Below are 13,206 nucleotides of genomic sequence, written 5' to 3'. Positions count from 1 at the left end.
AAAAAATTCAAGATTCCTCAAGTGCAGTACCCATGCGTACATCATGATGAATAATAACATCCATCAACTCTGTCACGACTGTGTCCAATACTTCTCGTGCATCGCCTTCAGCCATAAGGCGGATAACCGGCTCAGTTCCAGAAGCACGGATCACCAGCCGTGCCTCTTTTCCCAACCGCTTCTCTGCTTGATCAATGGCCGCTTTGACCGGATTTTTTTTCAAAACATTTTTATTTTTAATCGTTACATTTTTTAAAATTTGCGGTACAGGTTCAAACCGTTTACACAATTGGCTCATAGGACTTTGACTTTCCTTCATACAGGCTAAAATCTGCAATGCAGCCACCAAGCCATCACCCGTTGTACCAAAATCACTGAGCACAATATGCCCAGAAGCCTCACCACCCACATTATATCCCTTTTGGCGCATAGCATCGACAACATAACGATCTCCAACATTTGTCCTTACAAGGTGCAATCCTTTACTGTGCAAGAAACGCTCCAGTCCAAGATTTGACATAATCGTTGTGACAACACCATTGCGCCGTAATCGTCCCATTTTATGCCAATTTTCAGCAATTACAGCAATCAACTGATCTCCATCAACCGTTTGTGCTTTTTCATCAACAATGAGAACACGATCTCCATCTCCATCAAGAGCAATCCCCACATCAGCACGCACTTCATGCACTTTTCGTTTTAAAGAGCTTAAATCGGTTGATCCACATTTTTGATTAATATTGGTACCATTGGGCTCATCATGAATAGCAAAAACCTCAGCCCCCAATTCCCATAAAGCACGGGGAGCAGCTTTATAAGCAGCCCCATTGGCACAATCCACAACAATACGCAAAGCATCTAAGCGAACATCACGCGGCAAGGTTCGTTTGGCATATTCAATATAACGATAAATATCCCCCTCAACCCGCTTTGCATAACCAATTTCAGCAGAACTTGCTAAAGACTTTGAAAGATCTGTATCGATCAATTGTTCAATTTTAGCTTCCATATCATCTGAAAGTTTAAAACCATCAGGACCAAAAAGTTTAATGCCATTATCATAGAACGGATTATGAGAAGCAGAAATCATCACCCCAAGATCCGCTCGCAAAGAGCGGCAAAGCATTGCAACAGCAGGTGTTGGCACTGGACCCAATAAAAAAGCTTCCATCCCCGCAGAAGTCAACCCTGAAACCAAAGCATTTTCCAACATATAGCCAGATAATCGTGTATCCTTACCAATCACCACACGACGTGATTGATGTTGTGAGCGGAATAAAACCCCTACAGCCATCCCCACCTTCATGGCAAAATCGGGTGTCATAGGAAATGAATTGGCTTTCCCCCGAATCCCATCTGTACCAAAATATTTTTGCACCATGCCTCTTTCCTTTAATATATAATTCTTCCCTTGGCTTTTCTTTAAAACCCTAACAAGCCCCCTTGGTACAATAGTCCCCTCCCCATATAAAATCAGATCATTGATCTAAACCTTCATGCATTTAGACAATCAAGAATCCTATTCATCATCTACACATCTAAACCCCTCTCAACCCATTATGTTCACACCCTCACACATAAAAGCAATAGTATCTCCTCAAAATGCTTTACACATCTCCTGAACACAACCAAAGGATAATCTCACACATTTGCTAAACCCGTAAAAAACCCCAGCACCTAACCTCTAACCTTATCAAATCCGTAAGGAAATCTATCGCCAACCTCACACCTTGCTAAATCAGTAAAGGAAAATACCACCTCGCCTTATCGCCTGCTAAAACTGTCATCATACAACAGCTTTGCTTAATTTTTTGCTTCCATATTTTTGCAAATATTACATTAAAGGCGCAAGCTTTGCTTGCGCCTTTCTCAAAGAATTTAGAAGTTTTCCTAAAACATCGTTACTCAAGCGTTATTAAGCAGTTCTTATTTTTCTTTATCATCTCCCGCAGTATTGGACTTCTTTTCAGCATTACTTTTAGAGCGGTTGACTGATTTTGTGGTACCTTTTGTGCTTTGCGCTTTTTTCTCAGTCTCATCCGATCGGACTTCATTAGACTGAGCCTCCTTAGGCTCAACATTACCGGATTTTGCTGTTTTTTTCCCAACAACTCCCTCTGCTTTGTCTGCCTCTAGTTTACTGATCTCTACTTTATGAGGCGCTGTGTTAGCGTTTTTTTCATCTTCCACTGTTGTCTCTGTCTTCATTTTTCCAGTTTTTGGAACAGAAGATCCCCGTGGCGCAGCATTCTCATCTTTCTGTGTGCGTGAAGGAGGCTTTCCTGCAATAACTTCGTTAATTTCAGCTCCCGTTAAAGTCTCATATTCCAACAAACCTTGTGCCAAAGCAAACCATTCTTTTCTTTTTGTTTTTAAAATGTTGGTCGCATTTTTATAGGCATCATCAATAAGCTTACGCACTTCCATATCAATCATGCGCGCTGTTTCTTCAGAGACATTTTGTGTTCGCGCAACAGAATGACCCAAAAAGACTTCATCTTGGTTATCGCCATAAGCTACATTTCCAAGCAGATCAGAAAATCCCCACCGTGTGATCATTGCGCGTGCTAGTTTAGTTGCTTGCTCAATATCAGAAGAAGCACCGGATGTGATATTTTCCTTTCCAAACTTTAATTCTTCAGCCACACGTCCACCCATCATAATGGCCAAACGAGAAATCATCCACCGATAACTCATGGAATAGCGGTCGCCTTCAGGCAATTGCATCACCATTCCTAATGCTCTTCCCCTTGGAACGATTGTTGCTTTGTGGACAGGATCAGCAACTGGCACATTAAGAGCCACAATAGCATGCCCTGCTTCGTGATAAGCAGTGAGTTCTTTTTCCTCTTGTGTCATAGCAGTTGAACGACGTTCAGCCCCCATCATCACCTTATCTTTGGCATCTTCGAATTCTTGCATCGTGACAACTCTTTTATTACGGCTCGCAGCCATAAGAGCAGCTTCATTGACCAGATTCATCAGGTCTGCACCGGAAAATCCTGGTGTTCCCCTTGCCAAAATTTTCAAATCAACGTTAGGTGCTAAAGGCACGTTGCGCACATGCACTTTCAAGATTTGTTCACGCCCAGAAACATCAGGATTTGGCACAACAACTTGTCGGTCGAAACGCCCTGGTCTTAACAAAGCGGGATCAAGCACATCGGGACGGTTTGTTGCGGCAATAAGAATAATACTTTCATTGGGCTCAAACCCATCCATCTCGACAAGCAACTGATTTAAGGTCTGTTCACGTTCATCGTTTCCACCACCAAGTCCAGCCCCCCGATGACGTCCAACAGCATCGATTTCATCGATAAAAATAATACAAGGTGCATTTTTTTTAGCCTGTTCGAACATATCGCGCACACGGCTCGCCCCAACACCAACAAACATTTCAACAAAATCAGATCCTGAAATGGTAAAGAATGGCACATTGGCTTCACCTGCCACAGAACGTGCTAGCAAAGTTTTACCGGTTCCAGGAGGACCAACAAGCAAAACACCGCGTGGAATACGCCCCCCTAAGCGTTGAAATTTTTGTGGTTCGCGTAAAAATTCAACAATTTCTTGAAGATCTTGCTTTGCTTCTTCAACGCCAGCAACATCTTTAAAGGTAACACGTCCTTGCGCTTCATTAAGCAATTTTGCTTTTGATTTCCCAAATCCCATTGCACCGCGTGATCCATTTTGCATTTGCCGCATAAAAAAGACCCACGCCCCCACGATAATAATAACAGGCAATAAGGAAAAGAGGAGATTGAGGAAAATGCTATTTCCAGAGCTTTCCGGAACAGCTTTAACATTAACGTTTTTGCTTTCCAATTTTTGTATCAAACCTGGATCGCGAGGAGCATAGGTTGAGATAGTTCTATGTTCAATGGTTTGTCCTGTTAATTTTTGACCTTGAATGGTCACAGATTTCAACTCATTATTCTCAACTTTTTGCAAAAATTCAGAATAGGAGACTTCTCCACCACCAGAACGCTGACTATCTCCATTAAAGAGAGAAAACGACACAATCAAAATGAAGGCAATAACTCCCCAAATAAGGAGAGAGCGGTAATTGGAATTCATATTCAGCCCACTTAATCAAATATAGATTTCAAACAGTTCCCCTTAACATATAACCTTGTCAGCCCCTTGCCAAGAGATGAGAAGCTGTTTATTTTCTTTTAGAGTAATTTTCCTTTATCTTTTCACCTTAATATTAAAAAAAGGTTCCACAACATTTACCAAGGCAGCATCTTCTCGTGAAGAAAGCCAATCGAAAGGTGCCATAATACGCTTGATTATAACATGTTTATGAACAACTGCTTGAGAAATCAACTCTGGAATATCATACCCTTTGTGATTTGAGATCATCAGCAGCGATTGTAAAGAGGGAAAATGAGGCTTTTCAAGCTCAAAATCGCTATTTTTTAATAAAAATTTCAGCTGTTCTAAATTTGCGGCTCCAACCTTTATAGCCTCAGATCCATGATTTGTGATCTGATAACGCCCATCCCATATAAAAGTTTTATCTGGCTCAACGATAGCCTCTTTCATATTTCGCCCTTCACGCCACAAAGAAATTCCGTGCTTGTTATATTCAATAACAGAGCCCGCATAAGTAAAACGCTTCTTTTCTGGAGAATCGAGACAGAGTTTTTGAACAAGCATGCTTAATTTCTGATTGGGAAGTAAATAAAATCCCCCTCCCATCAGCACCGCAAAGAGCCCCACCACAAAAGGAAAACTGGAATGTTTCTGTAAAAATAGCGCAGGCTTTGCTATGAAACAACGCCCATGTTGAACAGTAATATCCAGCGCTAAGATCAAATCAGCGATATTTTTCGCTTGTTGACGACGCTGCAATGCGGCTTCATTTATTTTTTGAGCAATATAAGCCAATTTTTCAGGATGAAGAGATTGACGCACGCGCACACGCTCAAATTTGCGATCTTCATTGGTTGGATCATCAATCCATGTTTGTCCTTGTAAGCGTAAATAATTCCGTAATGTTTGGCGTTTTACACCAAGGAGCGGACGAATCAAACGTACTTTTCTATGCAACAACGCTTCACGCGGAATACAGGATAAACCACGCTCATAGAGGAGACCATAGTTTTTTTCGGCAATATTTTTTCTCGTTTCTCTGGCATGATCCTCATCATGTATACCCTCGGCTTCACCGCGCAAAGAACCGGCAAAACCACTGGAATAAACCTCATCACGCATGGCACCAACTTCACCGTGCAATGCACCTCTATTTTTTTGGAGACGTTGATACCGCATTTGATAGGTTTCAACCTGATCATTGAGTGTATGGCCCGTCATAATAACTGATGCACCTTGTTTTTGTGCTTCTTTAACCAAAAGATCATAGCGTGCAACACGAGCACTGGAAGCAATATGCGTCTTTGGTTTTTCGCCTTCCCACCGCACAGCGATATGTTTAATGTGATAAACGCGACAAATTTTCGCAACAGTTTCTGCTTCACGCGTCGATTCTTTACGCAATTGATGATCAACCGTGACAACAATCATTTCTGGAGGAACTGAGAGAGTTTCCAAATGCTCTTTGACCAAAAGCATCAAAGCCAAAGAATCACTCCCCCCTGAGACGGCAAGAATCAACTTCTGACATTGAATAAAATCCGATGTTTTAAAGAGATTTCTTGCCAGTCTAACGCACACCGAAAACGACCTCGCTATTTATTCTGCAGGTTTACAAAAAATAGACTCTAGTGTGTTTTGACGTTTTGATTTTTTCACAAAATGAGCACAATCGTCTTTATTTGGCTCAAGAGCGACCATACTTCTTGCTAATTTCAGCAAAATCTCAGAGGTATAGAGCTTCTTTTTATCTGCATACCATGCGGTAAGATAAACTTGCGCTGCTTCATGATAGCGTTTTTGTCCCAACAAAGATTCAGCCAACCAAAATAAAGCATCATCACTCAAAGAATCTTTTTTGTAACGATTTTGAAAAGCGCAAAAGCTTTTTTCAGCATCAACATAGTTGGCAGAACGAATAAAATCATACCCTTCCTTATACAAAGCTTTAGAAGAAGAAAGATTGTCACTCTGATATGCTTCAATTGGAGCACTTACTTCATGCGCTTTTTTAAAATGTTTAGTGTTTTCATGATCATGGCTCTCCACCTTAGCTTCCACAGCAGCAACCTGTGTCTGATCACCTGCACTATGGTCCTGCTCCATCTCTTCTTTTACAGTCTGAGATTTTTCATCCACAGCGGACTTTTCAAAAGAACAAGAATAAACAGAAGAGGCTTTTTGATCAAAAAGTCCATGAAACTGCTTGTTAACATTTTTTAGATTGTTATGCTCAAGCACCATTCGTATTTTATGCAAAAGCTTATCTAAATCATAATCTTTAAATAAAGCCTGTTGATTCTCTAAAATAATCCCTTGGTGCTCCACAACACTAGCGGCTTTTTCCACCGCGCTAGATGCTGCTTTATCAGCTGCTTCAGGCGCTTTCTTCACTGCATCAATAGCCTTATCAACAGCGTCAGTGGCTTTTTCCTCCACGCTAGATGCCGCTTTATCAGCTGCTTCAGGTGCTTTCTTCACGGCATCAATAGCCTTATTAACAGTGTCAGTGGCTTTTTCCACTACACTAGATGCTGCTTTATCAGCTGCATCAGGTGCTTTCTTCACTGCATTGATAGCCTTATCAACAGCGTCAGTGGCTTTTTCCACCGCACTAGACGCTGCTTTATCAGCTGCTTCAGGTGCTGTCTTCACTGCATCAATAGCCTTATTAACAGTGTCAGTGGCTTTTTCCACCACGCTAGATGCTGCTTTATCTGCTGCTTCAGGTGCTTTCTTCACAGCATCGACAGCCTTATCAACAGCGTCAGTAGCTTTTTCCTCCACGCTAGATGCTGCTTTATCTGCTGCTTCAGGTGCTTTCTTCACTGCATCGACAGCCTTATCAACAGCGTCAGTAGCTTTTTCCACCGCACTAGACGCTGCTTTATCAGCTGCTTCAGGTGCTTTCTTCACTGCATCGATAGCCTTATTAACAGTGTCAGTGGCTTTTTCCACCGCACTAGACGCTGCTTTATCAGCTGCTTCAGGTGCTTTCTTCACTGCATCAACAGCCTTATTAACAGTGTCAGTAGCTTTTTCCTCCGCGCTAGATGCCGCTTTATCAGCTGCTTCAGGTGCTGTCTTCACTGCATCGATAGCCTTATCAACAGCGTCAGTGGCTTTTTCCTCCGCGCTAGATGCTGCTTTATCTGCTGCTTCAGGTGCTTTCTTCACAGCATCGACAGCCTTATCAACAGTGTCAGTGGCTTTTTCCACCGCACTAGATGCTGCTTTATCTGCTGCTTCAGGTGCTTTCTTCACTGCATCAACAGCCTTATCAACAGCGTCAGTGGCTTTTTCCTCCGCGCTAGATGCTGCTTTATCTGCTGCTTCAGGTGCTTTCTTCACTGCATCAACAGCCTTATCAACAGTGTCAGTGGCTTTTTCCTCCGCATCAGATGCCTTATCAACTGCATCAACTTTATCTGTATCATGTGCAGGATATTCGGAAGCCTTTCGTGCCGCACTTTGAACAAGTGAAGTAGAACAAGCTATGAAAACCGCCATATAAAAGAGTGTTTTCCAATTGATTTTACGATACATTCCTTTTTCCCCTTAAGAGCTCATTGAATAGTTGAAACAAACAATCTTCTTTTTAATGACTATTCATGTCACTCAACGTTGTTACTGCACGTCGATTTTGATTCCAACAGGAAATATCATCACATACTGCTACAGGTCTTTCTTTTCCGTAAGAAATTGTTTGAATCCGTTGTTCAGACACACCTAGAGATACCAAATAGTTTCGCACAGCAACAGCGCGGCGCTGTCCAAGTGCCAAGTTATATTCACGTGTTCCCCTCTCATCAGCATGACCTTCGATCATAATAGAATAATAAGGATAATGAAGCAACCATTCTGCTTGGCGCGTTAAAATACGTTCAGCATCAGCATCAAGTGAAGAAGAATCGAGACCAAAAAACACGCGATCACCCACATTAACCGTAAATTCTTGTCCTGAGCCTGGTGACACCTGGTTCAAACCAGCATCATTCATATAAGCGCCATTCATACCGTTAAGTGCACCGACATTTTTTTTGCCACACCCACCCAGGCATAGTGAGAAAAGAAAGAGGATAGCTAAAGAATGAGAGAGTTTTTTTTTGGTAGAGCGCATAGTCCGTTTCTCCTTGAGTGTCATAAAGAAAGGTAAATTCTTAAAAAGATTTCCAAGAATAACCGTTAATTCCTAATGAAGACGAAATTTTTCTATTTTTTTGGTCATCATTTTTATTTTTGAGTCTCTGCCAAATTTTCTCTCTCCAGCCATTCCTCTAACATTTCCATAAGAAATGTTTTCCTTATACGTCATGGCTTTTTATGCATCATCTTGATCTTGACGATTTTTTTGCAGTGCGTTCAGCTTTGCAAAAACTTTATCAGCATCAAAAGTCTTATGCAGATTATCTTCACTCTCATTTTCCTCTAGGTCAGCGTTTTCCGTCACAGAAGCGGGAAGCAACGACCTATCTTCTTCTGCAGCAACAGGACGATTTTTCGCTGCACGCTGGAGCTCAAAATCTAAATCGATTTGCGAACACAAACCAAGTCCTACAGGATCAAGAGGAACCAAATTTGCACTATTCCAGTGGGTTCTAAGGCGGATTTGTTCAATTGTCGCTTTTGTTGTCCCAATCAACCGTGCAATTTGTGCATCTTTCAACTCCGGATGGTTCGTGACCAACCATAGGATACCATTGGGACGATCTTGGCGTCGAGAAAGAGGGATATAGCGCGCCCCTTTTCGTTTTTTTTCAGGAATATGCACCCTAGATTGAGAAATTTTCAAGCGTGCGTTTTGATCAGCCTCCACCCGTGCAATTTCACTGCGCGTCAATTGTCCAGAACTAATCGGATCTAAACCTTTAATACCATAAGCCGCATCACCATCAGCAATAGCTTTTACTTCCAAGACATGCAATTTACAAAATTCTGCAATCTGATCAAAAGAAAGAGCTGTATTATCAACCAACCAAACAGCTGTTGCTTTGGGCATCAAAAGTTGCGTTGCCATTTTTATAAATCCTCTTCTGCGCCTCTTCCTATGAGGCCGGTTACCGCCCACTCAAGAGCACTAGAACTTTTTATACGTTAGGTCTCTCCAACCACTCCTAAAACAAAGCGAGGCATGGAATAAACCATTTTGCCATGAGATTACATTCTGTTATAGCGTTATTTTTTCCCAACGACAAGAGATCTCTCTTGTAATGATCCTCAACTAAGGTGTCTTTACCTTTAAGATGAATTTTCTTATAAAGGGTTTATTCGATTATTTCACCTCATGCTGTGGCACATTTATTCTGGTGGGATGCGTATTTTATTGTCTTAAATTCTAAAGAGTATCCAACTAGAAAGAAAGCCCTCAAATAGGAAGGAAAACTATGGCAGGCCATTCACAATTTAAAAATATTATGCACCGTAAAGGGCGTCAAGATGCAATGCGCTCGAAAATATTTTCTAAGCTTGCGCGCGAAATTACCGTAGCAGCAAAACAAGGTGCTCCTGATCCAGCCATGAATCCACGTTTAAGGCTGGCTGTTCAAAATGCCAAAGCACAATCGATGCCGAAAGATAATATTGAACGCGCGATTAAAAAAGCTTCAGGCACCGATGTCGAAAATTATGATGAAGTACGCTATGAAGGCTATGGACCAGGCGGCGTTGCCGTCATTGTTGAAGCTTTAACCGATAACCGCAACCGGACCGCTTCAAATGTGCGCGCCGCCTTCACAAAATCAGGAGGAGCCCTAGGAGAAACAGGATCGGTCAGTTTCATGTTTAATCGGATTGGTGAAATAATCTATAAGCCAGAAGCAGGAACAGCCGATAACATCATGGATGCAGCGATTGAAGCCGGTGCCGAAGATGTGCAATCAGAAGAAACCGGACATCATATTACCTGCGCATTTGAAGATATTGGTGAAGTTTCCAAAACTCTTGAGGCAAAACTTGGTGAAGCAGAATCGATTAAAACGATTTGGAAAGCCACCACCCTTGCACCAATAGATGAAGAAAAAGCTTTGTCCGTTTTGCGACTGATTTCAACATTAGAAGAAGATGATGATGTACAAAATGTTTATGCCAATTTTGATGTCAGCGATGAGATTTTGGCAAAATTATCTGTATAATTCCCACCATTTGCATAAGCCCTCTCTTCATTCATGAGGGCTTCAAAAGCATCTGTCAGCTCTCCTCTTTATCCGCACATATAAAAACCCCGCGTCAATAGCGGGGACTAACCATTGGTGCAACAAGAAAACCGCCATTAATTCCAGAAAACATCACCAAAAAATAAAACATAAAAAACTCTTTAGTCTCAGGCCTTTCTTACATACCCCAAAGATTATCCCTATAGCCCCTCTCTATTTGATCTTTTTGTTCTTTAAGATTAACCTCCCCACCCTCAAGTAATGAAGATGATCCGGTCTATAAACAATTCGGATTTTCTTGACGTATTTCTATGACGAATCACCCATGGAATTCACTTGAAACTTACTGCTCATAAAATACACACTCCCCTAAATATTCGCCACGCACTTAAAAAAATACTTAAATATCTCAAGGAAGTTTATATGCCTTATATCCCCGCACCTCAAATGACAGTGTTTTGACAATATCACAGAATAAAATAAGCAAATGGAAAGCCAGAGCTGATTGTTTAGCAAAGTATTGTATAAAAAGCTGGTACATCTCTCTAATCCGTTGCGGATAAATTTTTGACTTTATGGCATTAACTTTATGGCGTCGTATGTTTCATAAAATAACGTCATTTATCTTAAAAATCTGTCCTTTTGCTATTACCGATCAGTCAATATTCAGACCTAAAACAACAGCGTACTTAAATAAAACACTTCAGAGAGCAGCAGAAAAAACACCCTTGACAAGAGTCCAGACTCTTCGCAAACCAAATCGAAGAGGAAGTCAAAAAATAGAGAGAGACACTTTGAAATATATAGCGACACTTTGAATAAAAAGTTGAAATCTAGAGACCTCAGAATTTTCGACTCTATTTTTTCAAGGTATTGTTTTGAATTTTTTTAAGCATTTTCCCCCAAGGAAATTCCATTGTCGATAAACAACCGTAGATAATGGATGAAATCTACATAACTCCCATGCCCACTATAATCAATTTCTTCTTTTAAATCATTAAAGACAATTGATATTGTGTAAACTGATATTGTGTAACCTTGAGACTGTATAGACCATATTCCTTCTATGTTCTGTTTTTAAGCATTTTGTTTTACTGTATATTGAGCAAAGGCGACCATGCTGGATCCGAAGCATCATTGGGTGTAGGGAGTTGTCGTTCATTGCGACCTGTAATGTCAATCGTATAAATTTTTGGTCCCATACCGGGATTTTTGCGAAAGAACATCAGCACGCGACCATTAGGTGCCCAAGTTGGTCCTTCATTGTGAAACCCTGTGGTTAAAATTCGTTCTCCTTGTCCATCAGGGCGCATAACACCAATAGAAAATTGTCCGCTTAATTGTTTTGTAAAGGCGATATAGTCACCCCGTGGTGACCAAATAGGTGTCGAATAACTCCCATCGTTTGAAGAAATACGCTGAATATCACTCCCATCCGCATTCATTTTATAGATTTGCGGCTTTCCACTACGATCTGAGGAAAAGACGATGTGTTTTCCATCCGGTGAATAAGACGCAGAAGTATCGATAGCAGAAGTTGTAGTAAGTCGCGTCATCGTACGGGTTCGTAAATCCATGGTGTAAAGATTTGCACTGCCATCATTTTGTAACAAACTCATGATGACCTTTTGTCCATCAGAAGAAAAACGCGGAGCAATTGTCATGTTATTAAACGTTCCGATCAACTCTCTTTGTCCCATTTCAATTTGTTGAAGATAAACATGAGGTACTTGATTATCCTCATAAGCCATATAGGTCATTTCTTGTCTTTTTGGGGAAAACCGTGGTGTAAGCACCAATTCACTTCCATCAGACATATAAATCAAATTTGCGCCATCTTGATCCATCATTGCTAAGCGTTTAATGCGTGCATTTTGGGGTCCTGTTTCATCGATAAAAACAATTCGTGTATCAAAATAACCACTTTCTCCTGTCATCTCACTATAGATCTCATCTGCGATCATATGTGCCACACGCCGCCAACGTTCTGTCGCGGTATAAAAACGCCGTCCTTTCAATTGTCTTTGTCCAAAAACATCCCATAAACGAAAATCGACCCTCAAACGTCCATCGATTTCTCTCATGACTTGCCCCGTAACTAAACCTTGCGCTTTTATTTTCTGCCAAGACGCAAAATGCGGTTGTTTATTAGGATTAGAAATATTTTCAAGAAAATTTTCTTTATTAAGCGGTAAAAAAAGCCCCGACCGCTCAAGATCAGCGGTCACCACAGCAGATATTTTCAACCCAATCGAATCATTGGAAATAAAGTCTGTAATTGCAATGGGAATGGGATTAAAATCAGCGCTCGAAATAGTCCCTTTCAATTGCGCATAGCCCGATGAAATACTTGAAAGCCACAACCCACAAGTGACAATAAACCAAGCTAAAACTTTATGTCTCGTTATAGTCATCATGGAATGTGTCCTTTCGTTAAGCCAATTTATTTTTTCTCGTTTATCATCTTATTTCTTGGAGGGGATCAACATTAAAGTCAAAACCTTGCCCCCATAGATCATATTGATCACGTGGGAGATCTGCATAAGGTTGGCATGAAAAGACAGCGGCATACACCTGCCTCATCATAATAGCTTGTTGACTCTCAAGACCACTTACGGGATCAATGATAGGATCGCCCATAACCATCCCTTCACGATCTAAATAAAATCGCAACCGCACAACCGGACGGTTTTTTAAATCGCCACCAAGCGCCACAAGTTTAAGCTTCTGTTGAATACATCCCCCCGCAATATTGACCAATGTTTGTGCCATTTTTGTGGTATCATCAATGTTTTTTCTTGCACCCAAAGCTTCTGGTGTATGAGAACGTTTTGCTCCCCCTCCTTGTGACCGCGCACGATTGAGCAAATTATTTTCCTCCAGTGCTAAAATATCTTCAATGGTCTGTTTCTCTTGGTTTTTCTTGTTAAGCTTTGGCGTCTTTTGATTCAATGCA

General features: G+C 41.1%; 8 protein-coding genes and 1 pseudogene. 1 reads left to right on the top strand and 8 read right to left on the bottom strand.

All coding sequences use genetic code 11. The annotated features are described in order from the left end of the window. Positions 1-7: 7 nt before the first annotated feature. The 6 genes from glmM to ACFIKE_RS03570 all read right to left on the bottom strand — a co-directional run bounded on the left by glmM (position 8) and on the right by ACFIKE_RS03570 (position 9,115). Complete coding sequence (gene glmM / locus ACFIKE_RS03595; RefSeq protein WP_375625271.1) at positions 8-1,381, bottom strand: phosphoglucosamine mutase; 1,374 nt, start codon at positions 1,379-1,381, stop codon at positions 8-10. Between the two features lie 545 nt (positions 1,382-1,926). Beyond that, a complete protein-coding gene (gene ftsH / locus ACFIKE_RS03590) occupies positions 1,927-4,077 on the bottom strand; it encodes an ATP-dependent zinc metalloprotease FtsH (RefSeq protein WP_375625270.1) in 2,151 nt (716 codons plus the stop codon). Between the two features lie 114 nt (positions 4,078-4,191). Next, on the bottom strand, positions 4,192-5,679 hold the full coding sequence (gene tilS / locus ACFIKE_RS03585) for a tRNA lysidine(34) synthetase TilS (RefSeq protein WP_375648421.1): 1,488 nt from the start codon (positions 5,677-5,679) through the stop codon (positions 4,192-4,194). An 18-nt stretch (positions 5,680-5,697) separates the two neighbouring features. Next, positions 5,698-7,644, bottom strand: coding sequence for a tol-pal system protein (locus ACFIKE_RS03580; protein ID WP_375648420.1), 1,947 nt, complete (start codon positions 7,642-7,644; stop codon positions 5,698-5,700). Between the two features lie 52 nt (positions 7,645-7,696). Then, a complete protein-coding gene (pal, locus tag ACFIKE_RS03575; RefSeq protein WP_375626541.1) occupies positions 7,697-8,218 on the bottom strand; it encodes a peptidoglycan-associated lipoprotein Pal in 522 nt (173 codons plus the stop codon). 201 nt (positions 8,219-8,419) lie between these two features. Further along, positions 8,420-9,115 (bottom strand): DUF1013 domain-containing protein, encoded by a 696-nt coding sequence (locus ACFIKE_RS03570; RefSeq protein ID WP_375625266.1) that lies wholly within the window; start codon positions 9,113-9,115, stop codon positions 8,420-8,422. 367 nt (positions 9,116-9,482) lie between these two features. On the opposite strand from ACFIKE_RS03570, the gene ACFIKE_RS03565 reads away from it, so the two are divergent. Next, positions 9,483-10,229, top strand: coding sequence for a YebC/PmpR family DNA-binding transcriptional regulator (locus ACFIKE_RS03565; protein ID WP_005774608.1), 747 nt, complete (start codon positions 9,483-9,485; stop codon positions 10,227-10,229). Positions 10,230-11,341: 1,112 nt separating this feature from the next. Here ACFIKE_RS03565 and tolB read toward each other — a convergent pair. Next, positions 11,342-12,667, bottom strand: a complete 1,326-nt coding sequence (gene tolB, locus ACFIKE_RS03560; protein WP_375648419.1) for a Tol-Pal system beta propeller repeat protein TolB — start codon at positions 12,665-12,667, stop codon at positions 11,342-11,344. A 43-nt stretch (positions 12,668-12,710) separates the two neighbouring features. Continuing rightward, a pseudogene (locus tag ACFIKE_RS03555) lies at positions 12,711-13,206 on the bottom strand (cell envelope biogenesis protein TolA); the annotation flags it as partial.

It is taken from the genome of Bartonella sp. MU70NMGDW (assembly GCF_042194085.1).
GTDB lineage: Bacteria > Pseudomonadota > Alphaproteobacteria > Rhizobiales > Rhizobiaceae > Bartonella > Bartonella grahamii.
The sequence above is the reverse complement of the archived record's forward strand: the minus strand, read 5'-3'. Positions and strand labels throughout refer to the sequence as shown.